Genomic DNA, 23022 nt, shown 5'->3' on the forward strand with positions numbered 1-23022 from the left:
ATGCCAATGTTACATAACTACTTTTTATTAGGCGCGATCGCCTTGCCCTTATATTTTTCATTAGCTCCAACGGCGATCGCTGATCCTGTTAGCCAATTGCTAGAAACTAGAGCTTGTCCAGAATGTGAGTTAAGTAATGCTAATCTCTCTGAGGCTAAGCTTAATGGAGCAAATCTGAGCTTAGCAAAAATGCGGGCTGTCGATTTGCGTAAGGCTAACTTAATTGGTGCAAATTTGATCGGCGCTTATTTAAAAGATGCCAATTTTCAGGACGCAAATCTGCGCTGGGCAAACTTCACTAATGCTGACTTAGAGAATGTGGACTTTCGTGGTGCAGACTTGCGGGGAGCCAAGTTTAGTGCAGCTTTATTAAAGGATATTAATTCTCAAAAAAGTATCTTTTGTCGCACGATTATGTCTGACGGTAAGCTGAATAATCGTGATTGTCGATTATCAGGCGATTAGCGTAAGCGCATAATCTCATTGACCCAACGCAAGCGTTCGGCATGGGTAAGGTTGAGAATGTCCTCCCTTGACCAATGGAAGTAAAAAGCAATGAAGGCTACCTCCTCGTATAATCTCTCCGAGGGGTAGCCTATAACTCCCCCGATGTGGTCACATTTTGAGGTTGTAAACTTCCAAATAGATTTTGTAAATAGAGAAAATCTGGCAAAAATAGTTGCTCTAGTTGTTGGGCGGTAACTTTATTTAAAGTACCTAATTTAGCGATCGCTTGAACCAACAATAAAAAGACAAGATCATTATCTGGATTACGTCTAGACAAATCCTGCACAATCATCTCATCTTTAGCGGTCAACAGTTTCATTTTGCCCTGAGTATGCACTTCTCCATTGACATCAATTAATCCTTTAGGCAACTTAAAATCAAATTCTTCAACAATCATAATTAATTAATTTCAAAGATACTGTCTATGTTTTAAGGTTTAAATCCCTCCCAGTCCCCCTTAAAAAGGGGGGAGAATTTTCTTCTTCCCCCTTTTTAAGGGGGATTGAGGGGGATCTTTAGTAGCATTTTATTTTTGGCTTGGTGGAACCTCCGAAGGGGTGAGGATGCCGCCAGATCGCTGGTTTGGAGATGTGTTTGGAATTAACGGAGAGTCAATCTCAGGAACATCGGGAGGTAAAGCGATCGGAGGAGTTTCTTCAGGTTTAGGAGCTGGTGGTGGCGCGATCGTCTGGATAATGAAGGAGCGCATAATCACCTGCCCATCAGGATTGTTCACTTTAAGGATATAGGTTACTTCTGCGGACTTGGGACTTAGGGGTAAAGCTAGCTGTCCGACAGCAGCAATGTTACCAGGAGCAGGAAGTAAATCGATTTTTGCCGCAGCCGAAGCCTCGACTTTCCAAGACAAAGTGAGAATGGTGGGAATATCAGGATTGAGATTGAAGGAATATTGGGGTAATGCATCCTGTCCATTTACCTTCAGTTCAAGAATCTTGGCAGGATAGGGCGCGATTTTGGTAACTTCAGTTTTTTTAGTAACTAGAACTGCCTTAGGATCAACGGGTGGCTTGCTCGGCACGATCGCTAACTCGAAAATGTAATTACCTGAAGCCTTGGCTTCGGTTGGTACATTTTTACAAACCATTTGATCATTGGAAATAGTGCAGTAAGGACGTAGCGATCGCGGCAAGCCTTCAGTGAATACAAAACGCAATGGGGGACTCTTGACTTCACCTTCAGGGGATCTGCCAACAAGGGTTAATTCCCTAACTTGGCTAGTGTTAGATATACTCCAATTGAGTCGAACTTCGTTATCCAGATCAGGCTTAGGTCTGACTATTCTTGGATTGGCTGCACCCTGAGAGATGCCAATTGCCGTATAGAATACCTGTTTTTCCAAAGCGATCGCGATCGAACTTGGCTCTGTAAAATTAGGAGCTTTGGCAACATTTTCAGGTTTAGGCTCGGTTGGGGCAGGAGTTGCAGGAGCACTTCCCGATGGCGCAGCTTGGACAGGTGCAGGTGCAATGGTTGGTAAAACTGGCTTGGATTCTGTGTAGAGAGGCTTAGTTGAGGCAAACTCCAAAATCTCAGCCTGAGGAACTGGCTCTACTAAAATCTTGGTGGTTTTAACCAAGGGAATAGTGCGAGTTTTCGGATTTTTTGATGATAGGTTCATCTGAAAAATATACTGACTAGGCTTACGCGCATCAGTTGGGACGTTTTGACACAACAACTCGCGATCAATCACACAATAGTCTTTTAACTCTGGAGGAATTCCCTTGCTAAAGTTATAAACAACAGGTTGACTGAGGAGTTTATCATCCGTTGAAAGTCCTTCTACTTTGATTTCTCGTAACAACTCAGGATAAGTGATTCGCCAACGTAAGCGAATTGCTTCATTAGAAGCTTCTCTATAGGTGGATGCCTCGGATGTGAACTCGATCGCCTGTGGCACATCGGGTGGCCTAAAGAAGAACCACCAAATCAAAAAGATGATGGTTCCAATTAAGCCCAAAATTCCAATAATCAGTAAAACAAATTGCCACCAAGGACGGGCTGGCAGCAATAAATTACCAAGATAGCGATCATTAGCCAGTAGTGCGCCCTGCTTATCTTCAACTTCGATGATGAAATTTAGATAGCGATCGCTTAAAAACCGTGGCTTACATTTTTTGGTGGGTTCGACTTCGATATTGATCCTTGCCGTTCCATAGGGAGAGATTTTAATTTCTTCATTGGTCAAGGTATAGAGCAACAATCCATCTTGTTCAGGGCTACTAGTTCTGAGGATTAATTCACGTGCAATGTTGCCATTACTTTTAAAGCGCATCTCATAAAGTGAAGGCTGATTGACAACCCTCGTTAGCAAAGTCACCAGTTGAATATCGAGTTGATAGGTTGGCAGAATCTCAAAATAAGCAATATCTAATAACGTTAAGTCGGGATTGTTATCAGAATGAACACGAATTGTTGGCGCATAAATTCCCGCCCAAACATCCATAGGCGGCTTGAAAATTATCGTGACTTGTCCTTGGGTGTCAGGGTTGAGGGGTAAGCCTTCTGCGGCTTCGACCACACCCACAAGCGCCAAGCCTTCAGGATAGTAAATTGAAACCCATTTCGGATCTAGGTCGGGAACTGTAACCCGAAAGCGATCGACCCGTTCGGAACGATTAGAGACGGAAATGAGAACTTGCCAGATTTCCCCCGATCGCAAGGGATGGGGATTGTCAGATGAGGTACGCGGCAGAGTGACAAAAGTAGGATCATTGACTCTAACTACTTCTTGGATTGAAGGGAGAACAATAACCTTACCCTTGTATTGGATTGGGGTATGTTCTGGATAATGCTGGGGCGCATCAATAATTAAGGTGTAGTTATATTCATCGGGGAAAGTCGTTGGTGGTACTTGAATCAGGAATACGACTTCGCAGCTTTGCCCCACACTCAGCGCTAAGCTCTCTGACGGAAAAGCACACCAAGGATAAATCGAGCTAGAGTCTTGATCAAGTGCCATACTGATTACAGCACTGCGATCGCCCTGATTGGTGACTGTGACACACAATTCAAAACTTTCGCCTGTAGTAATTGATACTGTCCCTGATGGGTTGAGAATAATTGATAACGGTCGGACTGCCGATGAGACCGACGATATTGCGTCTAAGGTTTCAGTACTTTGTTGACGACGAAAATCAATTTCGTAGTATGTGACACCTTGAATTTGGCGTGATTCAAGAAAACCTTGGCTGATTAAATCTGTAACCTCAGCACGGGTCTCTTCTAGTTCCGCTTCAATATAAGCAGCGATCGCCTCCAACGGTGACTGTCGTTGGCGCATAATCCAATTAATAATTTGCTGTTGCCGCGTGGATAGGGTCAATATATCCACCATATTCATTCCTGCATTTTGCTCGGTGGCACTATTATCGGCGTTTGAGGCAAATATGGTTGGTTCACTCCTCATATCTATTGTGCAGGATTTTTTGTGAATAGGACAAAGGCTATACTAAGAATACAACCCAATGCATTCTGAAAAGTTTAAGGAATGACAAATTGTTGAATTGATAGGTGTGATAAGCAGAAATGATACAGCCATTTAAGCTTAAACAAGGTCATAATTTGCCATAAGATTATGATATAGAAGATCGTGATTTGCTGACAATCTATTCATACAAACTATTAATACAAAAGTCCCTTCATTAAATTTATGGGGCTTTTGTGAGCATGTCGTTATGGTGAGGGCTTCGGCATAAAATAAGGAACAGGTTTTGATGGCACGGCAAAACCGCGCCATCAAAACCTGTTCCTTGCAAGCAGTATTATTAAGCAACCAGAAATATCGTCAAACTGAGTAGCAAATCATGAATGAAGATGAAACTAAACAACGTCTAAATCTGGAAATGGAGACCATAAGTGTCAATAAACTCACAGAATTAGGAAACCTTGCCGTATCAATGGGTTTAATTGCTGGGCATGGATTTCATGGGGGTAAGTATGAGATTTTGCGGCAAGGAGAGGCGATTTTGCTACCAGTTAACGAGGCGGAGACCTATCTGGAGCAAATAATCAAAACGGTAACTTAAAAAGCATGATCGTATCGTCAAAAACACCAATCATCACCACCAAGTGGCTAAAGCAAAGCCAACAGGTTCTATTTTCGGCGATCGCTGAGATTCGCTCAACCTTAGAACAAAAAATTGCAGAAAAAAAAGGTGAGATTTTAGAAGCTCAAGTTGGATCTAAGCCACCAAAACCTCAAATTGATAGTCATCTCCAACGACTCTGTGAAAATTTTAGTCTTTCTGAGTTTGAAAGAGATGTGCTGTTGCTATGTGCAGGCATGGAATTTGATCCAAACTGGGGACTGCTTTGTGCTGAAATTGCCAATGACCACAAACAAGCCTATCCTACCTTTAGTCTAGCGATGGCTCTACTAGATCATGCTGACTGGTCAGCCCTCTCGCCAGCCGCAAATTTACGTCGATGGCATTTAGTAGAGATTGGGGCAGGAAATGCGCTTACATCTAGTCCCTTACGAATTAATGAACGAATTTTGCATTATTTGATGGGAGATCAGCATCTTGATGAACACTTGCTCAAACTTTTAGAACCTGTAGTTGCTAATTCTGTCCAGATTGATTCCCATCAACAAATCATGAAGCAGGCGCTCGCCACATGGCTAAATGCCTCTGAGGACGACGGATTAGAAACTTTACCAGTATTGCAACTATGTGGCGAAGATGTCGCTAGTAAAATGGCGATCGCTGCTGATGTTTGTATAGATTTGGGATTAAATCTCTATAAAATACCTGCTAGTCTGCTGCCCCATGATTTAAATAATCTTCAGCTCATTGCTCAGCTATGCGATCGCGAATATACGCTGAGTGATACAGCTCTATTACTAGACTGCGATCGCGATGAAGCTCCCAATCCAAATCAAGATATGGCGATCGGCTATCTGATCGAAATTCTGCAATGTCCGATGATTATTAGCAGTCAAAGCCGTCGCCGCCAACATCAACGGACAATCATTACCTTTGATGTGCAATCTCCTTCGATTAATGAGCAGCAAACACTGTGGGAAGAATCTCTCCGCGATCTAGATAGCGACATCAAAGAGTCACTCAATGCTTCCATTCATGAACTCGTCTCTTATTTTAACCTCTCGCCCACGCATATTTACAACGCCTCTCTCAAAGCTAAAAGCTCACATAAACTACAATCTAACCATACCTTCCATCAAACCCTCTGGAACGCCTGTCGCGCTCAGTCTCGCCCTCGACTCAATGAACTGGCTCAAAGCGTAGAAACTAATGCCACTTGGGAAGATCTGATTTTGCCGCCTAAGGAAAAATTCGTACTGCATGACATTGCTGCCCATGTACGTCAACGTTTAACCGTCTACGAAAAATGGGGATTTGCAGGCAGGAGTCGTCGTGGATTGGGGATTAGCGCTCTGTTTGCTGGTACAAGTGGCACTGGTAAAACGATGGCAGCGGAAGTTTTGGGCAATGAATTACAGCTTGATGTCTATCGCATTGATCTCAGTTCGGTAATTGACAAATATATTGGCGAAACTGAGAAAAATCTCAAACGTATTTTTGATGCTGCGGAAGGTGGTGGCGTAATTCTGCTCTTTGATGAAGCCGATGCGCTCTTTGGGAAGCGCACTGAAGTTAAGGACAGTCACGATCGCCATGCTAATGTCGGGGTTAGCTATCTGCTACAAAGAATGGAAGCCTATCGCGGCTTGGCAGTTCTCACCACTAACCTGAAAAACTCCCTCGATCAAGCTTTTTTAAGGCGCTTACGTTTTGTGATTCAGTTTCCCTTTCCCGATGCGGAGCAACGTGCTGAAATTTGGCGTAGAGCTTTCCCTCAAAAAACACCAATACTCGATCTAGATTATGTGAAACTTGGTAAACTCAGTGTTGCGGGTGGTAATATTCGCAATATTGCCCTTAACTCAGCTTTTATTGCGGCAGATCTCAATGAACCTGTGCAGATGAAACATATCTTGCAAGCTGCAAAAATTGAGTATATTAAACTCGAAAAACCAATGATGGATGCGGAGATAAAAGGATGGGTATAGGCAAAAAGGCGATCGCTATTTCTGCTCTCATCGTCATCACGACAGCGACATCAGTGATGGCAGCTAATCAAAGTCACGTCGATCAATTGATTAAAACTAAAGAATGTTCAGAATGTGACCTGCCTGATGCCAGACTTGCAGGAGCCGACTTGATCAATGCCAATATTAGGGATGCCGATCTTCGTAAAGCTGATATGCGTGGGGCAAAGCTAGATGGGGCAAAGTTTATGCGCGCAAATATGTTAGGTGCGGATCTGCGCTTTGCTCTGCTATCGGGGGCTGATTTTTTGAATACAAATTTGCTAGAAGCAAAACTTGAAGGGGCTAATCTTTTTCGAGCCAATCTCAAATATGCCAATCTTGAACGCTCTATTCTCAATCAAGCTTCCTTCAAAAATGCTGACTTACAATTCGCAAAATTAATTAGTGCAAAAGTCGATGGAGCTACTTTTGAGAATGCTAATCTCAGACTTGCGGATCTAGAAAAAGCGGATCTTACTAATTCACGTTTAAAAAGAGCAAACCTCCGTAGGGCAAACTTTAGTGAAGTAAATCTCACAAGGGCAAATCTAGAAGGGGCAAGTCTAGAAGGAACTACCTTTGCAGGAGCAAATCTATTCCATACCGATCTGCGATCGAGCAAGATTGATAGTGATACTTTTTTTGATCCTAAGTGGTTTCTAGTCTGGAAAATTGTCAATCAGCGCACTGAAGGTCAAACTCTGGTCGCAGCCGATCTATCGGGTGGGAATTTTGAGAAGGCGAATCTGGCAGGAGTTAATTTGGAAGATGCAAACTTCACTCAAGCCTATCTATTCATTACGAACCTCAGACGCAGTAATCTAGTACGTGTCAAGTTTAATGATGCGAATCTCCGCTATGCCGATTTAACTAAGGCAAATCTCACTGAAGCTGACTTTAAAGGAGCACAACTTTCTGATGCGAAGCTAGAAGGAGCAAACCTCCGCCTTGCTAATTTGCGGGAAAGCATTATTAATGAGGAGACAATTCTTGATCGCAAGTGGCGGGTAGTTTGGGAAATTGTCAATCGTGGTGGTGAAGATCGCAATCTTAGGGGCTTCGATCTATCGGGTGCGAATTTACGTTTAGCAAGGTTGCGAGGAGCGCAGTTAGTGGAGGCCGATCTTAATCAATCAGACTTACGTGGAGCAGATTTTGTCGGCGCAAATTTACAACGGGCAAATCTCTCAGGGGCGAATCTCACGGGCGCGAATTTGCGGGGTGCGGTGTTGCAGGGTGCAAATTTTTGTGGCGCAACAATGCCCGATGGCACTGTCGGTAAATGCAAGTAAGAGATGCTTGATCGCTTAGCTTACTCTCACTGCGTTTGCCTAAACCTTTAGCCAAGCAAAAATATCATTAGCGTTAACCTGCCAAGTCTTTAGCCCTGTCAAGACAGGTAATGCCTTTTGTTTTTAATTCATAAAAGTGTTGTCACACTTTCATGAATGGGGATAAGTCATCAACAGAAACCTATAAATGTACAGATCCCCGACTTTTTATAGCTATAGTAACCTGTATCAGGACAAATCAAAAACCAAATAGTGTGAGGCGGCACTTCGCGCCGCCTCACACTATTTGGTTTTTATGTCCTAACAAGCATGGGGACAGCTATATAAGCAAGCAAAGACAATTTGCGAATTCACAAAAAAAGTCGGAGATCTTCACCAGTGCTTTTTAAGTTTTCATATGCCTAGCTACTTATTATTAAAGCGCGTTACGCTTTCGCTAACGCGCCCTACAAATATGCTTCTAGATTCCAAATATAAACTTAGCGAACAAACGCAGGCATTACTTCGGCAGCCGTCATCAAACCATAAATACCGCGTTGATGGAACTGTTTACCCGCTTTGAGATAGCCAAATGCGGGTCCACAGACATTTGCTGCCATGCTGGTTTCATCACCAAGGGTGAAAGTATGGGTGGAGATTTTGCCCTCAAAGGTGCGTCCAGTCAGCTTCATATTGGTGCTGAGAGGCTTCTTCGGATTACGGGTATCAACTACGCCGCCAACGGTGACGCGATCGCGATCGCAAATTCCTACACGCTCGAGCATAATGTCATCGGCATGTTCCATATTTTCCAACGAGATTAACCCATTGGTCTTTTCAAGCAGAGCCTCTACTTCCACATCACTCATCGCTTGAGCCATATCAACTGTATAACCAGACATATGGGCGATATCTTCGCGGATGGTGGCACGGTAGGCGTTCCAGTTGGCAATGCCTACCCCGAAGGTAATCTCGACCTTGTGAACTTCCGCAAAGCTCTGAGCGGCGATCGCTGCGGCGGCTGTCAATAATCCGGGGGTTGCGCCACAACCAGACATATAGGTAATGCCTGCGGCTTCTAGGTCGGGGGCAAGGGCAATCATTTGCTCAACGGCACTAGTGCGTTTGATCGCGTCCACTAGCACACCCTTCCAACCTGAAGCGATGAATTGCTTAGCCACGCTTGCCATGAAGGTATTAGGCAGGTTTGGCAATGCAAGGAAATAACCATCAACATCCTTGGCGGTAGCGATCGCTGCCGCAATGCTGTCTTGAGTAAGAGTACCTACTCCTTCGAGATAGCCCAGTGAGCCTTTGTTTTGATAAGTGGCGATCGCCTTGTTAGCATCTAGCCCCTGTGGGTCATAGGCAAAGCCTTCTTTGTCGGCAGCTACGACTAGCTGCATTTCTTGCTTAGCGCTAAGCAATTTCGCCGCCGCTTGCCCTAATCCACCAAATCCTAAAATTCCAACTTTTAATGTCATTTAAGTTTAACTTCGTTTTTCGCTATGGGAGTTTACAATTCTGATGCGATCCTTTAATGTGCCATATTTTCGGACACACTGGCACAAAAGAACCAGATTTTTGATGGTGCGGCTTTGCCGCACCATCAAAAATTGGCTGACTTGATTGCTGCGTGATAAGCTAATCAGCGATGAAAACCGATACCCTCTTTTATCAACTCTTCCAATCATTCCATACGCTACTCTTTGAGCTAATTGATCGCCCAATTTCAGAAGCAGAAGGCTATCAATTCAGTACTGCTGAAATCAAAGAGAAAGCATTTCGGTTTGATGGCATCTTCTTGCCTACAGTCAACGATAAGCCAATCTTCTTTCTGGAAGTCCAATTTCAACCAAAAAATGACTTTTACTGGGAATTTCTGTCAGAAATATTTCTATATCTCAATCAATTTCGTCCAAGCAATAAATGGCAAGCTGTAGCCATTTTCGCTAAGCGCAATTGTGAACCAGAAATCGTCGATCATGTGCAGGAGATGATCACTTCTAACCGAATCATCCGTGTTTATCTGGAAGATTGGCTAAATCAAGAGGCAAATTCCCTGACTATTGCCATAATTCAACTAATATTAGCTCCAGAAAACAAAGCTCCCGAACTTGCAAGACAAATCAACGAAAAAGTCCACCAAGAACCAAACCCAGATTTACAAGACCAAGTAGTAAAATTTATAGAGACGGTACTTGTCTATAAGTTCCCCAAGTTAAGTCGTCAGGAGATCGAAGCCATGTTTACATACAACGATTTGAAAAACACTCGTGTTTATCAAGAGGCAAAGCAAGAGGGTAAGCAAGAGGGGTTGCAGTTAGGTAAGCAAGAGGGTTTGCAGAGACAAGTCGCGATGTTGGTAAGGATGCTAACCCGCAAGTTTGGGAAATTAAGCCCTAGAACAAAAAATAGGATTACAAAATTGTCGGTGACACAGTTAGAAAACCTTGCCGAAGTTATCTTTGATTTGCAAACTGTTGCGGATTTAAATACTTGGTTGCGTAACAATGGATAAAAATAAAATCTAACGCTTTAGTAATCGAGAGCAGTAAATTATGTCAGACGATCGCACTCAGAATATTCCCGTCAAGCTTGAGGATGGCACGATCATTCTGGTTGAGGTAACGCAAACTGGGCGTGAAGATGTGGCGAATGAAGCCAGTAAGTTTAAAGCGGTAACTGATGCGCTCGGCGGAATTGTCCAAGCGATCGCCGAACCGATTAATCGCGCAAGACCAAATAAAGCAACGGTGAAGTTTGGCATGGAGTTAGCGGTTGAGGCTGGTCAATTAACGGCTGTACTGGTCAAAGGCGGTGGTAAAGCAAATCTGGAAATTTCTCTGGAATGGACAAAGGAAGCTGGGACGGTGAAAACCATTGGCTAGTCTCAGTCCAGACAATCTTAAGACTTGTACGGTGAAGCTAAGTATTGATAATACTCACGGTACAGGTTTCTTTGTATCGTCTGGACTGATTTTGACTTGTCATCATGTGGTTAAAAATGCTGGCGATCGCCCGATTAAGGTGAGATGGCAAAACCAAGAGGATTTTGCAGTAGCGACGGTTTTGCAGTCTTTTCCTGATCCTGTCGATCTGGCTTTGTTGCAATTTGAGACGGCGGAGACCTTGCCTTGTGTGGAGTTAGATGGGGCGATCGCTGCTTTTGACGATCTTTTTGCATACGGATATCCTGATAACGACTCCAATGGTGCGCCTGTAACGTTTCGTTGCGATGGATTTAACGGTGATGTGCCACAGAAGATCAAGTTTAGTGATAACAGAGTGCGTCCTGGGCTAAGTGGTGCGCCGTTGCTCAATCCTGCTACGGGTAAGGTTTGCGGGGTTGTGAAATATACGGAAGATCGCAGTTTGCCTTTGGGTGGTGGTGGGATTCCGATCGCGACAGTTTTTGAATAGACCTCTTGCAGAACTGAAAATTAATCCAGAGCAGAGAAAGTTTTAGAAGCAACAAGAGCGACTTCAAAGTTATAAATGGCAGCAATCAAATTACAACGCAAACCAAAACGACGACGACGATTACGATAAGGTAAAGAGAGAATCTTAAAAATCTTCAAGCGACGATTAACATGCTCAATCGCAATACGTTGACGTGCAAGTTGGCGATTACAACGCTTATCTTCCTTGGATAATGAGCCATTTTGAGGCTTTTTGATAGGAATTTGCGAGTTAGGATGCAACTTTTGTAAGCCTTGATAACCCTTGTCTGCCAAACCTTGTGTCTGTGCGTGAAAATGAACTCCACTTGCCTTGAATAATGAGAAATCATGCTGCTTGCCCTTACCGTAAGCGGTACAAACTATCTTGAAATTAGTCAGATCGACCACCAATTGGGCTTTGAGGGCATGATGCTTTTTCTTACCGCTATAAAAATGTTTCTGGTGATATTTAGGGCGCTCAACCTTTGTCTCAGTTACATCAATGGCAATTATGGCTGGAGCCTTCTCCTGCCACAATGACTTTTTTCCTGCTAACCGAAACTTTTTCGATTTAATTAAGACATTTTCTACTTTTTTGACGATGCGGCAAATCGTCGATTCTGACACTTCCCAGTCGCTAGCAATATGAAAATAGGTGCGATATTCACGCCAATACTGCAAAGTAACCAATATTTGGTCTTCTAGACTTAGCTTTGGTTCTACACCACCTTGTCCTTTGCTTTGGGCTGCTTGTTGCATTAGCTCCGTCATTTGCGCAAATGTTTCTCTTCTTACCCCAAATAACCGTTTAAATTCTGTCGCTGATAGATTTTGACTGGCTTCGTATTTCATCGCTTAATTTGAGATCTGATAAAAAGCTTATAAATCTAACATGTTTTTGGTTCTGCAAGAGGTCTAATATTTTCCCGATCTTGCGACTCTAAATCGTCAGTTTCACCAGCAGCAACGGGGTGATGTGAATCCGTTTCAGTATGGTGCGCCTGTGTCGCCTGATCGCTTTTATGGTCGGGTGAGTGCGATCGCGGATGTCAAAAATCGGATTGGGGCAATTTCGGCGCAATGTGTGAATATTGTGGGGTTGCGGCGTAGTGGGAAGAGTTCGTTTTTGCGCTATATCAAGGAGCGTCCGCAGGTTTTCTTTCAGGATTCGCAACAGCCGTTAATTGTGTCGTTGGATTTGCAAAATTCTAAATTTCACGATCATTATGGGCTGATGGAAGGGTTGAGGCGTGGCATTAAGGCACAAGTGGGGACAGAGCCTTGGGGTAGGAGTGATAATATCGATCCCTATGAGGTCGAGGATGCTTTGCTGGAACTGAAGGAGGAGGGTTATCGGTTGATAGTGATTTTGGATGAGTTGGAGAGTATTGGTTATCGGTTGGATAAGTTTCAAGATTGGGGTGCAGATTGGAGATCTAAGGCTTCAGCGGGTTGGTTTACGCTGGTGTTTGCGAGTCGGCATCCGCTTGATCAGATTTATCGAAATTTGGGAGCGACTTCGCCATTTGGGAATATTTTTAGTACGACGGTGTTGGGGGCGTTGGAGGTTGAGGCATGGGAGAAGTTATTGCGGGATGGGTTTTCTAGTTGTGGGACGGATACGCTGAATTTGGTTAATAATTTAGCGGGGCGGTTGCCTTTTTATACTCAGATGGCGGCGGCTTTACTTTGGCAGCATGGTGATGTGGAAGTGGTAAAAAGGGAGTTTTTGTTTCAGGTGCATTCGCATTGGACAGGGATTTGGCATGAACTGTCTGATTTGGAACGTCAGGCTTTGAGAGTGGCGGCGGGGAAATCTGGAAGTGTGGTGACCCGTGAGACGCGGGATTTGTTGCAACGGTATGGGTTGTTGGGAACTGATGGAGAGTTGTTTAGTAATGAGTTTGCAGAGTTTGTGCGAGGTCAGCGATGATTGAGACTTTAAAAGTATGGCTAAAAGAAACTTGGGAGTTATGGTATTGGGCGATGTTTTATCCTTCACGGTTGCAGCAGAGGATGAATGAATGGAGTCCAGCACCAGTACAAGAAGGTAAGCGTTTGGATACCACTTTTCAAGATATTTTGCTATTTAATCTTAATAGACGATTCCTCGTGCAATTCCTACAAGTTGTTTGCTTCTTTGGTTTACTCTTTGCTTTTACAATTTTATTAAAGGGACAGATTTGGGATTGGTTCTTAATACCTATCATTCTTTTGGCAGCCTATAGTGTGGGCTTTTGTTTTTTACCCATAGGCTTGCACATACCGTTATTTTTTAACATAATTTATTTGGTTCAGCCTAGCTTTTTTATATCTACTTTACACAAATTTGTAGAAATATTACCCCCGCTTTCACAAATTGGTTTGGGTGTGATTCTTAGCTCTTTAGGAATGATAATAACTACAATTTTAGGGATAAGGTATCTAGAACAAGAAAAACATTTTATTGGTAGAAGTATACTAATCACTGGTAGCACGATTAGCATTTTAATTGGCTGTTGGATAGGAAATCCGAACTTGTTTTTTGTATTGTTAACGTCTTTAACAAATGTTTGTCTTGGCTTGTTTTTATCTTCTCGGACAGATTGTTTAACATCAAGTGATAGTTGGATATTTGTTTGGTTTGATATTGCATTCTCTGTTTCATTTGGCATTTTGTTTAGCATTTCTTTCAATACTGGGGGTATTGTTGGTGGCGTTGTTGGTGGCATTGTTAGCGGTGTCTTTACAGTCATTATCGTTAGGATATACTTATTTATATTGGATATTGGAATTTTCGAGGTGGGTATAGCATTCATCAATGAAGCTCGAGACTTTTTGTCTGACAATGCTGAGAGTTTTGGAGAAAATTGTGGAAACTTTTTTGGGAGCTTTGTTGCAGTTATCACCGCACTCATCATAATGTTTTCTTACTCTGCTTCAGGTGCTGGTGATACAACATCCTTTGCAGACATAATTGGAAGGATAATTGCAGGGAGTGGTGCAGGTATCCTTATAGGACTCATTGCAGGTTGCATTTTGAGGTTTGCCTTTACAGCAATTATGATCATCAGTAGTTATACAGTTTTCATTGCAGGTTCTGTTGCAGGTTTCGTTGGGGCTGTGTCTCTGATTGCTGTTGGGACTACTGTTGGGACTACTGTTGGGACTGCTGTTGGAATTGCTGTTGGAATTGTTGTTGGGGGCGGACTTATAGTTATTAGCAACTTACCTTTACTTTGGTTTTTCCTAATTTGCTGGTTTGTTTCGGCTAGTTTTTCTCCAAATCGACAACAATGGTCAGTAATATTGATTACTAGTACTTTTGCCGCATTGGGAATCGAATATCACGGCTGGCTCATTGTTACTGCTATTCCAGTTGTTCTCGCAGGATACTATAGAATTTTGGACTTCTTCTTTTTCGAGTTCCTCAGTGAACTTCCAGTCCTAAGCCTATCCTTACTCCGTTATCCTCTTCCAATCGATGTAACCTGGCAATTAAGACACTTACCACCCTTTACAAGTGAACTGCTTTGGTTGCCTATCACCAATCATGATCGCCTATTAGTCGCCACATTTCAGGAAGATCTAGATGAAGCTTTATGCATCTTTAAAGCCATCCAATCCCAACCCCTTTTCGGATATCAAACTACAATTAATCGTGCCTTACCTCAAATTATTGCCGACCAAATTGCCAAAGTTAATACCATTCACGAACTCATTGCCACAGTATCACTAAACCACCCAACTTTACCAATCTTAGTTCCTTCACTCTACCAAACTGGAGAAACCCAGATAGAAATACCTAAAATCGTCGAAATCTTCCCCAATTTCTATATAATTGCCCAAGACATCAAAACGGCTTTGGAAATTAGTAATATTGGTTTGCGCAAACGTAGTCTGGAACGTATTAAAGAACAACTTATACTTCTAAGCAAACAACTTTCTGGCTTGATCAAACCTCAATCCATCGAACGTTGGCAGACCGTTATTGATCGTTGGCAAACCATCATTCAAATAGAGATAGATCTGTTAACACAACAGTTTCAGCCCCCAACAATCCAGAATCCCTTTGAATTTGGCAAACCCCTTGGAAAGGATAGCAGCAAATTGTTTAAAGGACGTACTACCTTTGCTGAAGAGATCGTTCGCCAGATTCTTGATGCAAAACTTCATACCATTGTCCTTTATGGTCCTCGACGCTGTGGTAAAAGCTCATTCCTGCTCAATTTACACCATCTTTTATCCAGTGACATTTTGCCAGTTTACATCGACCTTCAAAGCCTATCCTCACTCCAAAGCGAAGCTGATTTCTGTTTTGCCATAGTCCGTAATATCTATCGCGAAGCCAAAGTTCAACAAATAAGTTTACCTATCCATCCTAATCGTGAAGAATTTCATCGTGGTCCCTACCCCCACCTAGAAGATTGGCTTTATGCAGCACTGACACAATTAGCAGGTAAGCGTATTCTGATCAATTTCGATGAATTTGAAGCGATCAGTAGGGCAATGGAACAGGGACGCATTACCACCAATCTCTTTGACGAACTCCGTAGCCTCATCCAACATTGGGATCGCCTCAGTTTCCTCTTCTCTGGAGTCCAAACCCTAGACGAACTCGGAACCAATTGGAGCAGCTACTTCATTAGCGCCATGCCCATCGAGATGACCTACCTCAACCCCGACGAAGCCAGAGAACTACTCCTAAATCCCGACCCCGAATTCGCCCTCGAATACGACACAGGCATCGTAGACCAAATCCTTACCCTCACCCGTTGCCATCCCTACCTCCTCCAACTCCTCGGCTGGGTACTCGTGCAACTAGCCAACACCACTCACACCCAACTCGTCACCCCCACACTCCTCCAATCCGCCATCCCCGAAGCCTACATCAAAGGCATCGGCTACTTCACCAACGTTTGGGAACAATTCACAGGCACAACCCCCACCGAAATCACCGCAGGACAGCAACAACTCCTAGCCCTAGCCCAAGGACAACAACCCCACCCCACCAACGAGTCAGCCCAAAAATCTCTCCAAAGAATGCTCCGCTATCACATCATCGAAAAAATCGATAACCAATACAAATTTGAAGTCCCCTTAATCGAACGCTGGGTCAGAGAGAAGTCAACCTGAATATTTGTTAGCCTGTGGCAAAATGAGAGGGTAGCGATCGCGAAATTTTGGAGGTTAACCCATGCTCAAAACTGTACAGGGAATTTATAAAAATGGGCAAATTCGTCTCGCTGAAGTGCCACAAGGCATTCGCGAAAGCACTGTATTTGTTACCTTTCTAGAAAATAAGATTACTACTTGGTCAGATCTAATTTTGCAACATCAAGGTTTTGCCGAAAGTATTACCTTTGAGTCCTATCGAGATGAGCTACTGCCACCCCAAGACATAACGCTTTAAATTTGCTTGAATTTATAAATTTTTATTTATGCGATATTTACTAGATACTTGTGTAGTCAGCGACTTTGTAAAAGGTGAAGCAAAAACATCACAAAAATTAAAGTCAGTTTCTCCTGAAGATATTGCTGTTTCAGCGATAACGTCTATGGAACTGAAATATGGATTAGCCAATAATCCACAGCGTGCAGTCAAAATTCAACCCCTAATAGACTCATTTCTGAGTTCTGTTAGCATTTTGACTTTTGGCGAAGAAGAAGCAAAGCAAACTGCTCAAATTAGGAATTTCCTAAAACAGGCTGGAACACCAATAGGAGCTTATGATGTCCTCATTGGGGCAACAGCAATAACACATAATCTAATTCTTGTAACTGCTAACGTTCGCGAATTTGAAAGAATCCCAAATCTGCAAATTCAGAACTGGCGGAATGACAAATGATAATGCAATATCCTCAACCATCTTCTTCTAAGAGCGATCACTCGATGGCAGAATTATGAAAGTAGCGATCGCCCCTCATATTTCCAGTCAGGAGTAGTTTTAGCTTTTGTTTCACTTTTTATCTAACTGATTCGTGTTATCAGCTACAGTCACAATGTCATCGATAGCTCACAATAGTTACGATAGTTCTATGGGTAGCGATCGCGATCGCGTATAAGCAATGAAACCCCGCATTATCATCTGTGGTCTGGATCGAACGGGTTACAAAATTTTGAGCCTGCTGAAACAGCAAGGTTGTCTCGTTGTGGGCATACACGATCGCCCAATTCATCAAGCTGATGCCGAAATTATTATTGGTGATTTGGCGGCGGCGGAGACATTGCTTGCCGCAGGAATTCGCGATGCTCAGACCTTAATTTTGGCAGGAGCCGATGAGACTCGCAACCTATCAATTTTGATGCAAGCAAGGGTACTTAATCCCCATGTCAGAATTATTAATCGGTTGTTTAACTCCAGTTTAGGCGTGCGTCTAGACTTGACCTTGCCCAATCATTTGACCATGAGTGTCGCGGCTCTCGCTGCGCCTGTATTTGCCTTTAGTGCGATGGGAAGTCAGGCGATCGGGCAACTGCGCCTATTTAACCAGACTTGGCCGATTCATGAAGAATATATTGATGATCATCATCCTTGGTTTGGGAAACCCTTGTCCGAGTTTTGGGAAGATCGATCGCGCATGTTGATCTATTACCTACCCTATGACGAGAGCAAAGTCGATCTAGTGAGCGCCGTGTTAAATGGTCGAACTCTGCAAATTGGCGATCGGCTCTTGCTTGGCACTCAGCCCAGCGTCAGAACTGCATCGCGACCAGTCTTGCAGAAAATATCTAAACTCTTTATGAGCTTTCGGCATTTTCATGAGCATGGACGTGCCGTTCTATTTACAGCGATCGCTCTATTGCTAACAATTTTTTCGGCAACGGTGGTATACACCAGTTTTCAAATGAAGATTTCTTTAGTGGATGCGCTCTATTTTTCGGTAGGGATGATTACAGGAGCGGGTGGCAACGAGCAAGTTGTGGAACATTCCCCTGATAGCATCAAAGTTTTTACAATCATCATGATGCTGATTGGTACGGCGGTAATTGGAATTTTTTATGCAATTTTAAATGATTTTATTCTCGGTTCAAGACTGAGAAACTTTTGGGATGCAGCGCGAGTTCCACAGCGCAATCACATTGTTGTGTGTGGTTTAGGAAGTGTTGGTGTACAAACAGCAATGCAACTAGTCAGCTATGGCTATGAAGTTCTCGTGATTGAGCGGGATCTCAATAATCGCTTCTTAGATACGGTGCGATCGCATGGTATCCCCGTCATTCATGGTGATGCAAGTTTACCAACTACTCTTAAGGCTGCCAATCTTGAAAAAGCAGAAAGTCTACTTGCTGTCACCAGTAACGACACGGCAAATTTAGAAATTGCACTGAATGCTAAGGGAATTGCCCCACGGTGTCGGGTGGTTGTGCGTTACGACGATCCCTACTATGCCAGCATGGCGCAGGAAGTATTTGATTTTGAAGCAGTTCTCAGTCCTCCTGAAATTGCGGCTCCTGCCTTTGCTTCTTCGGCACTAGGTGGACGTATTCTTGGCAATGGCATTGTTGCTGATAGCCTCTGGGTAGCGATCGCCACTATGATTACGCCCAATCATCCCTTCTGTGGAAAACCTGTCCGCGAAGCCTCCATGACCGCAGATTTTGTGCCTCTCTATATCGAAACTTCTTGCCAAACCATTCATGGATGGAACTTATTGGAAGCCTCTTTAAGTGCAGGCGATATTCTCTATTTGACGATGCCAGCAGCGAAATTAGAACAACTATGGCGAGTTGCTCCTTTTCAAGTAGCGGTTAGCTAGACGGGCTGTATTGTCGGTATTATCCACATTAATTTTCTGTTATTTTGGATGCGAAACTAGCCAAAGATCTTTATCATAATGAGGAGTGACGCTTCACGTCACTCCTCATTATGATAAAGATCAACTTATGGAGTGTAGATGTTTTCGTTCCCAGTACATTTAGCAATGCATATTCCCGATGGCTACCTCAGCTTGCCAGTGAGTTTAGTTACAGGAGGTATCGCGATCGCCTTAATTGCGCTCTCTCTTAATCGTGTGCAATCAGAATATAAAGAACGTACTGTTCCGCTTATGGGTGTGAGTGCTGCCTTTATCTTTGCCGCACAGATGATCAACTTCCCGATTGTAGGGGGGACATCTGGACACCTAATGGGTGGAACTCTTGCTGGGATTTTGCTTGGTCCTTGGGCTGGCTCGCTAGTTATGTCAGTGGTTTTCATCGTGCAGACCATCATGTTTCAGGATGGTGGGCTAACTGCGTTAGGAGCCAATATCACAATCATGGGACTAATGGGAACCTTTGGTGGTTATTACCTTTATCGAGTGATTCGTTTTTTGATTGGTCGTAATACATGGTTAGGTATGAGTGTTAGCACAGCGATCGCTTCATGGACAAGTGTGGTCGTAGCGGCGGCAGTTTGTGCGGTGCTTCTGGCTCTATCGGATACAGTTCCCTTAGCTTTGGGAATGACGGCAATGCTATCTTGGCACTTCATGATTGGTATTGGTGAGGCATTTATCACCCTTGCTGTGACTAGTTTTATCTGGAAAACTCGTCCTGAACTGATTTATGATGCGCCTCATCACCTCGCTCCTCAGTCATCTCCTAATGGGAGAGAAGAATAAAATATTTCCACAAGTACCATAAACAAATGCATAAAAAAAATATTTTTATATTTTTAGGATTAGCCTTGTCTTTGAGTATTGCAGCATTCCTATCACCCTTTGCTAGCAAAGATCCAGATGGATTAGATCGAGTTGCTCAAGACTTAAAATTTGAAGAAAAAGCGACTGAAAACCCACCTACAAAACAACTTCCCTTCTCACAGGTTTTTGAAGAATATTCGATCAAAGCAGTTCCTAATGAGAAGGTATCGACGGCTCTCGCAGGTATCACAGGTACATTAGTCGTATTTGGCTTAGCATGGGGTATTGGAAAGCTTGCAATACGCAAATCTGAACCAAAATAAAAGCTGGGTCTATGCTGCTCCATATTCATCTAACAGAATCAAGCGATCGCCAGTCTCAAACCCAGAGCGATCGCTTAAATATATGGAATCAATTGGCTGTGCATACACGATTGCTCTGTATATTTCTACTGGTATTTGCGATCGCTTTAACGGCTATGGGCAGATGGTGGACTTGGGCGCTATATGCAGCCATGACTTTGCCTATTCTCTATTGGAGTAAGGTCGATTTAGGAGTTCTTGCCAAGCGCATGGCGATCGAGTTAATGTTTATTAGCGTCATTCTGTTAGGAACCCTATTTCGTGGTGGTGGTCAAGTAATTTGGCAATGGGGCTGGTTACAAATTACTACTAATGGATTAATGATTTTAGGAAGCGTGAGTATCAAAGCTTATCTATCGTTACTTCTATTAAATATTCTTACTCTCAGTACTTCCGTTCCCTTATTACTTCAAGCTCTAGTCACTCTCAAAATGCCTCCATTGCTAATTAGCATTCTTGCTTCCATGTATCGCTATATCAATGTGCTAATTAATGAGTTCAATGCCATGCGTCGTGCGGCTAATGCTCGTAACTTTGACCCGCGCAATCTCTACAACTATCAACGCAGCGATCGCGCATGGCAACGACAGGTATTAGGTAACATGCTTGGTGTCCTGTTTATCCGTACCTACGATCGCGGCGATCGCATTTATCAGGCGATGCTGGCACGCGGCTATCAAGGCACACCGATGATACTGGAATCAGCTACAGGCAATTGGCGCGATCGTCTAGCCATTGCTTGCGTTCTGGTCGTAATTCTATGTGGGGCACTAATTTAAAATCCAATAAACCAAGAACTCAAGTTCTTGGCTAAAAGCTCAAGTCCACTGAAGTGGACTACAGAATACTATTAATTAACCCGTTTCAACGGGTTTGAGCTTTTAGACCGCACTTGAGTGCAGGGCTATTGCTTTTAAATCATTTCTATGGCAGCTTGGAATATATCATCAGTCATCAAATTTAGTTCGGGCAAAATATCAGATTCAACCCTTTTACCCGCAGTAAATAGAAATAGCTGATACTCTCCTTCGATTAACTTACAAACTGTCACAGTAGGCTGCTTTGGCTTGCCAATATGTCTTACTGCTCCTAGAGCTAAATAGTCTACGATCCAATATTCAGCAATTCCCATAGCTTCATATTCTGCTAATTTCACCGCATAATCATTACGCCAATTGGTACTTACCACCTCAATTACTAAAGGTACAGTCTTTCCATTTTGAATTACTGAAGACTTTTGCCAGAGAGACTCATTGCCTAATTCCCGCCGATCTATAACCACTACATCAGGAATAAACCCTGTCTCCGCCATTTCTGGCTTTAATAAACACATCCTACTAACACGATAGTTAGAATGGTTATTGCGAACCTCTAAAGTTAGCTCCTCAGACAAAAAACTACTAGCTAATTCATGATCACCTATAGGCATCATTTCTCTAACCACTCCTCTATATAGCTCATAGCGCCTACCGTCTTCGGGATACCAATCGATAAACTCTTCAAAAGTCATGCGATCGCAGTCAACTAGTGCTTGTACCATTGCCCATACCTCTAACTTTTGGGTTTTGACTTGCCTCGATTATAACTGGTATAACTAAGTTCAATTTGCTGAAACCCTAGCAAACAATGTAATCAACACATACAGTGAAAAAACACATTCTCTTCATTTTGCCTTACCTTAATCAAGGTGGTACAGAAAAACAAGCTCTTAGTCTGATTAAAGGACTTGGCGATCGCTACAAAATATCGCTATTAGCCCCAGATGGCAAAGGCGCACCCCAGTTTCGAGCTTTACCAATCTTGCAGCGTGCCTATACCAAGTGGGAGATCAATTTTTTCAAAGGTTTTCCCGAACTGATCTCAGCAATTAAGGAAATCCAAAAAGAACAAGCGATCGATCTTGTACATATTCATGGCGCTCATGAATTAATGTTATCTGTACATTTAGCATTAAGAAAAGTTCCGATTCTCTTTACGGTGCATGGCTATCATGGAGCAGGAGCGAAATTTAGTTATCAAATGTCCTGCTGGTTTAGTAATTGGTTATCCGATCGCGTAATTTGTGTTTGTGAAGCTGAGCATAATCTTTTACGTGAATTAGGACTAAGTAAAAAGAAGCTCCATTTAATTTATAACGGAGTCAAAGAGCCAATTCTCGATTTTGATAAATCATTAGAACTTTCTCAAAAGTTTCAGCTAGATCCTGCGAGTCAAATCATTCTTGGGACAGCCGCGCGACTAGACGAGGCAAAGGGCTTAACCTATTTACTTCAGGCTTTTGCCAAATTACAAGGAGATAACCTCCGCTTAGTCATCGCTGGGAATGGTGAGTTAGAAGCTTCTCTTAAGCAGGAAGCTCAGGATTTAGGGATCGGCGATCGCGTGATTTTTACGGGCTATCTCGAAGACTTACCCAACTTGATGGAACTCTTTGATATTTTTGTATTGCCGTCGCTACAAGAGGCTTGCAGTCTTGCCTGTGCAGAAGCGATGTCGCAAGGAAAGCCCGTAGTTGGTACTTGTGTGGGAGGCATTGCTGAGCAGGTCAGCGATCGCCAAACAGGTTTTATTGTCATGCCCCGCGATCCTGATAGTTTGGCAGCTAAGCTGGCAGAACTGATTGCTGATCGAGACTTACGCGATCGCTTTGCGAAGAATGGTTACAGTCGCTATCGTCAACTTTTTTCCAATGAAATCATGCTCGAAAAAACTGCTCAACTATACGATCAAATGATCGAGAAATAAAAAAGAAGAGA

At 43.1% G+C, this 23022-nt stretch carries 23 protein-coding genes; 16 read left to right on the forward strand and 7 right to left on the reverse strand.

The genetic code is table 11. The features are described from left to right. Positions 1–6: 6 nt before the first annotated feature. Positions 7–465, forward strand: coding sequence for a pentapeptide repeat-containing protein (locus ABM313_RS03970; RefSeq protein WP_434686403.1), 459 nt, complete (start codon positions 7–9; stop codon positions 463–465). Here ABM313_RS03970 and ABM313_RS03975 read toward each other — a convergent pair. The 3 genes from ABM313_RS03975 to ABM313_RS03985 all read right to left on the reverse strand — a co-directional run bounded on the left by ABM313_RS03975 (position 462) and on the right by ABM313_RS03985 (position 3934). After that, complete coding sequence (locus ABM313_RS03975; RefSeq protein ID WP_434688355.1) at positions 462–677, reverse strand: DUF6760 family protein; 216 nt, start codon at positions 675–677, stop codon at positions 462–464. The genes ABM313_RS03970 and ABM313_RS03975 overlap by 4 nt on opposite strands. Further along, the gene (locus ABM313_RS03980) at positions 596–904 is read right to left on the reverse strand and encodes a hypothetical protein (RefSeq protein ID WP_434686404.1); all 309 of its coding nucleotides are present in this window, start codon (positions 902–904) and stop codon (positions 596–598) included. Before ABM313_RS03980 ends, ABM313_RS03975 begins: the two co-directional genes overlap by 82 nt. A 129-nt stretch (positions 905–1033) precedes the next feature. Next, on the reverse strand, positions 1034–3934 hold the full coding sequence (locus ABM313_RS03985) for a transcriptional regulator (protein ID WP_434686405.1): 2901 nt from the start codon (positions 3932–3934) through the stop codon (positions 1034–1036). Between the two features lie 397 nt (positions 3935–4331). Here ABM313_RS03985 and ABM313_RS03990 point away from each other — a divergent pair, with 397 nt between their 5' ends. From ABM313_RS03990 to ABM313_RS04000, 3 genes are read left to right on the forward strand one after another with little or no spacing between them, the layout of a single operon-like run. Next, a complete protein-coding gene (locus ABM313_RS03990) occupies positions 4332–4553 on the forward strand; it encodes a hypothetical protein (RefSeq protein ID WP_434686406.1) in 222 nt (73 codons plus the stop codon). Positions 4554–4558: 5 nt separating this feature from the next. Continuing rightward, on the forward strand, positions 4559–6562 hold the full coding sequence (locus ABM313_RS03995) for an ATP-binding protein (RefSeq protein WP_434686407.1): 2004 nt from the start codon (positions 4559–4561) through the stop codon (positions 6560–6562). Continuing rightward, positions 6553–7875 carry a pentapeptide repeat-containing protein gene (locus tag ABM313_RS04000; protein ID WP_434686408.1) on the forward strand — a complete coding sequence of 441 codons (1323 nt, stop codon included), beginning with the start codon at positions 6553–6555 and terminating at the stop codon, positions 7873–7875. Before ABM313_RS03995 ends, ABM313_RS04000 begins: the two co-directional genes overlap by 10 nt. A 479-nt stretch (positions 7876–8354) precedes the next feature. On the opposite strand, the gene bioU is transcribed toward ABM313_RS04000, so the two are convergent. Next, entirely contained in the window at positions 8355–9338 is a 984-nt protein-coding gene (gene bioU / locus ABM313_RS04005; RefSeq protein WP_434686409.1) for a (S)-8-amino-7-oxononanoate synthase BioU, read from the reverse strand. Between the two features lie 170 nt (positions 9339–9508). Between bioU and ABM313_RS04010 the strand changes: the two genes are divergently transcribed. Genes ABM313_RS04010 through ABM313_RS04020 form a run of 3 tightly spaced genes read left to right on the forward strand, consistent with a single transcriptional unit; the run spans position 9509 to position 11277 of the window. Beyond that, a complete protein-coding gene (locus ABM313_RS04010; RefSeq protein WP_434686410.1) occupies positions 9509–10375 on the forward strand; it encodes an Rpn family recombination-promoting nuclease/putative transposase in 867 nt (288 codons plus the stop codon). A 40-nt stretch (positions 10376–10415) separates the two neighbouring features. Next, positions 10416–10745, forward strand: coding sequence for a CU044_2847 family protein (locus ABM313_RS04015; RefSeq protein WP_434686411.1), 330 nt, complete (start codon positions 10416–10418; stop codon positions 10743–10745). Further along, positions 10738–11277 carry a S1 family peptidase gene (locus ABM313_RS04020; protein WP_434686412.1) on the forward strand — a complete coding sequence of 180 codons (540 nt, stop codon included), beginning with the start codon at positions 10738–10740 and terminating at the stop codon, positions 11275–11277. Before ABM313_RS04015 ends, ABM313_RS04020 begins: the two co-directional genes overlap by 8 nt. 20 nt (positions 11278–11297) lie before the next feature. Here the strand turns inward: ABM313_RS04020 and ABM313_RS04025 are convergent, their stop codons facing one another. Beyond that, positions 11298–12149: an IS5 family transposase gene (locus ABM313_RS04025; RefSeq protein WP_434684046.1), complete on the reverse strand. Its 852-nt coding sequence runs from the start codon at positions 12147–12149 to the stop codon at positions 11298–11300. 124 nt (positions 12150–12273) lie between these two features. Here ABM313_RS04025 and ABM313_RS04030 point away from each other — a divergent pair, with 124 nt between their 5' ends. Further along, positions 12274–13230 carry a hypothetical protein gene (locus ABM313_RS04030; protein WP_434686413.1) on the forward strand — a complete coding sequence of 319 codons (957 nt, stop codon included), beginning with the start codon at positions 12274–12276 and terminating at the stop codon, positions 13228–13230. Between the two features lie 361 nt (positions 13231–13591). Here the strand turns inward: ABM313_RS04030 and ABM313_RS04035 are convergent, their stop codons facing one another. Further along, entirely contained in the window at positions 13592–14197 is a 606-nt protein-coding gene (locus tag ABM313_RS04035; protein WP_434686414.1) for a hypothetical protein, read from the reverse strand. Position 14198: 1 nt separating this feature from the next. Here ABM313_RS04035 and ABM313_RS04040 point away from each other — a divergent pair, with 1 nt between their 5' ends. The 7 genes from ABM313_RS04040 to cbiQ all read left to right on the forward strand — a co-directional run bounded on the left by ABM313_RS04040 (position 14199) and on the right by cbiQ (position 21045). Then, a complete protein-coding gene (locus ABM313_RS04040; protein ID WP_434686415.1) occupies positions 14199–16412 on the forward strand; it encodes an AAA family ATPase in 2214 nt (737 codons plus the stop codon). Positions 16413–16473: 61 nt separating this feature from the next. Next, positions 16474–16689, forward strand: a complete 216-nt coding sequence (locus ABM313_RS04045) for a hypothetical protein (protein ID WP_434686416.1) — start codon at positions 16474–16476, stop codon at positions 16687–16689. Between the two features lie 28 nt (positions 16690–16717). Then, a complete protein-coding gene (locus tag ABM313_RS04050) occupies positions 16718–17125 on the forward strand; it encodes a type II toxin-antitoxin system VapC family toxin (RefSeq protein WP_434686417.1) in 408 nt (135 codons plus the stop codon). Positions 17126–17345: 220 nt separating this feature from the next. Continuing rightward, positions 17346–19037 carry an NAD-binding protein gene (locus ABM313_RS04055; RefSeq protein ID WP_434686418.1) on the forward strand — a complete coding sequence of 564 codons (1692 nt, stop codon included), beginning with the start codon at positions 17346–17348 and terminating at the stop codon, positions 19035–19037. 138 nt (positions 19038–19175) lie between these two features. Then, positions 19176–19883: an energy-coupling factor ABC transporter permease gene (locus ABM313_RS04060; protein WP_434686419.1), complete on the forward strand. Its 708-nt coding sequence runs from the start codon at positions 19176–19178 to the stop codon at positions 19881–19883. 26 nt (positions 19884–19909) lie between these two features. Then, positions 19910–20227, forward strand: a complete 318-nt coding sequence (locus ABM313_RS04065; RefSeq protein ID WP_434686420.1) for a PDGLE domain-containing protein — start codon at positions 19910–19912, stop codon at positions 20225–20227. A 14-nt stretch (positions 20228–20241) separates the two neighbouring features. Then, positions 20242–21045, forward strand: coding sequence for a cobalt ECF transporter T component CbiQ (gene cbiQ / locus ABM313_RS04070; protein WP_434688357.1), 804 nt, complete (start codon positions 20242–20244; stop codon positions 21043–21045). A 134-nt stretch (positions 21046–21179) separates the two neighbouring features. Here the strand turns inward: cbiQ and ABM313_RS04075 are convergent, their stop codons facing one another. Then, entirely contained in the window at positions 21180–21806 is a 627-nt protein-coding gene (locus tag ABM313_RS04075; protein WP_434686421.1) for a Uma2 family endonuclease, read from the reverse strand. 104 nt (positions 21807–21910) lie between these two features. On the opposite strand from ABM313_RS04075, the gene ABM313_RS04080 reads away from it, so the two are divergent. Next, positions 21911–23011, forward strand: coding sequence for a glycosyltransferase family 4 protein (locus tag ABM313_RS04080; RefSeq protein WP_434686422.1), 1101 nt, complete (start codon positions 21911–21913; stop codon positions 23009–23011). Positions 23012–23022 lie beyond the last annotated feature (11 nt).

The organism is Pseudanabaena minima str. Chao 2107, from assembly GCF_051131155.1.
GTDB classification, from domain to species: Bacteria; Cyanobacteriota; Cyanobacteriia; order Pseudanabaenales; family Pseudanabaenaceae; genus Pseudanabaena; species Pseudanabaena minima.

Coding starts and splice junctions, on each gene's coding strand:
- ABM313_RS03970 (WP_434686403.1), top strand. CDS start 7: ATGTTACATAACTACTTTTTATTAGGCGCGATCGCCTTGCCCTTATAT.
- ABM313_RS03980 (WP_434686404.1), bottom strand. CDS start 904: ATGATTGTTGAAGAATTTGATTTTAAGTTGCCTAAAGGATTAATTGAT.
- ABM313_RS03985 (WP_434686405.1), bottom strand. CDS start 3,934: ATGAGGAGTGAACCAACCATATTTGCCTCAAACGCCGATAATAGTGCC.
- ABM313_RS03990 (WP_434686406.1), top strand. CDS start 4,332: ATGAATGAAGATGAAACTAAACAACGTCTAAATCTGGAAATGGAGACC.
- ABM313_RS03995 (WP_434686407.1), top strand. CDS start 4,559: ATGATCGTATCGTCAAAAACACCAATCATCACCACCAAGTGGCTAAAG.
- ABM313_RS04000 (WP_434686408.1), top strand. CDS start 6,553: ATGGGTATAGGCAAAAAGGCGATCGCTATTTCTGCTCTCATCGTCATC.
- bioU (WP_434686409.1), bottom strand. CDS start 9,338: ATGACATTAAAAGTTGGAATTTTAGGATTTGGTGGATTAGGGCAAGCG.
- ABM313_RS04010 (WP_434686410.1), top strand. CDS start 9,509: ATGAAAACCGATACCCTCTTTTATCAACTCTTCCAATCATTCCATACG.
- ABM313_RS04015 (WP_434686411.1), top strand. CDS start 10,416: ATGTCAGACGATCGCACTCAGAATATTCCCGTCAAGCTTGAGGATGGC.
- ABM313_RS04025 (WP_434684046.1), bottom strand. CDS start 12,149: ATGAAATACGAAGCCAGTCAAAATCTATCAGCGACAGAATTTAAACGG.
- ABM313_RS04035 (WP_434686414.1), bottom strand. CDS start 14,197: ATGATGAGTGCGGTGATAACTGCAACAAAGCTCCCAAAAAAGTTTCCA.
- ABM313_RS04040 (WP_434686415.1), top strand. CDS start 14,199: ATGTTTTCTTACTCTGCTTCAGGTGCTGGTGATACAACATCCTTTGCA.
- ABM313_RS04045 (WP_434686416.1), top strand. CDS start 16,474: ATGCTCAAAACTGTACAGGGAATTTATAAAAATGGGCAAATTCGTCTC.
- ABM313_RS04050 (WP_434686417.1), top strand. CDS start 16,718: ATGCGATATTTACTAGATACTTGTGTAGTCAGCGACTTTGTAAAAGGT.
- ABM313_RS04055 (WP_434686418.1), top strand. CDS start 17,346: ATGAAACCCCGCATTATCATCTGTGGTCTGGATCGAACGGGTTACAAA.
- ABM313_RS04060 (WP_434686419.1), top strand. CDS start 19,176: ATGTTTTCGTTCCCAGTACATTTAGCAATGCATATTCCCGATGGCTAC.
- ABM313_RS04065 (WP_434686420.1), top strand. CDS start 19,910: ATGCATAAAAAAAATATTTTTATATTTTTAGGATTAGCCTTGTCTTTG.
- ABM313_RS04075 (WP_434686421.1), bottom strand. CDS start 21,806: ATGGTACAAGCACTAGTTGACTGCGATCGCATGACTTTTGAAGAGTTT.